At 67.8% G+C, this 416-nt stretch carries 1 protein-coding gene; it reads left to right on the top strand.

All coding sequences use genetic code 11. The features are described 5' to 3' along the window. Positions 1-416 (top strand): hypothetical protein (locus tag METLW4_RS29045; protein ID WP_043333709.1); only part of this gene is annotated, 416 nt, incomplete at both ends.

Genomic DNA, 416 nt, shown 5'->3' with positions numbered 1-416 from the left:
TCCGCGGCGCAGATCGGATCGCTCTCCGCCACCGCCTTCGGCGCGCTGACATCGACCGAGGTGCAGGCCTTCACCTCCACCCAGCTCGCCGGCCTCACGGCCACGCAGCTGGGCAAGCTGACGACGACGGCGCTCTCCAACCTCTCCACCACGCAGGTCTCTGATCTGACCTCGACGCAGGTCCGCGGCCTCACCGCAACGCAGATCGGCGGCCTCTCCGCCTCCTATCTCGACGCTATCGATACGGCGGACTTCTCGACCTCCCAGATCGGCGCGCTCGACGCTACCGTCACAGGCAATCTCTCCACCACGCAGGTCGGCAATCTCTCCGCCGCTCAGATCGGATCGCTCTCCGCCACCGCCTTCGGCGCGCTGACCTCCACCGAAGTGCAGGCCTTCACCTCGACGCAGCTCGC

The sequence above is a fragment of the Methylosinus sp. LW4 genome, assembly GCF_000379125.1.
Taxonomy (GTDB): Bacteria; Pseudomonadota; Alphaproteobacteria; order Rhizobiales; family Beijerinckiaceae; genus Methylosinus.
The sequence above is the reverse complement of the archived record's forward strand: the minus strand, read 5'-3'. Positions and strand labels throughout refer to the sequence as shown.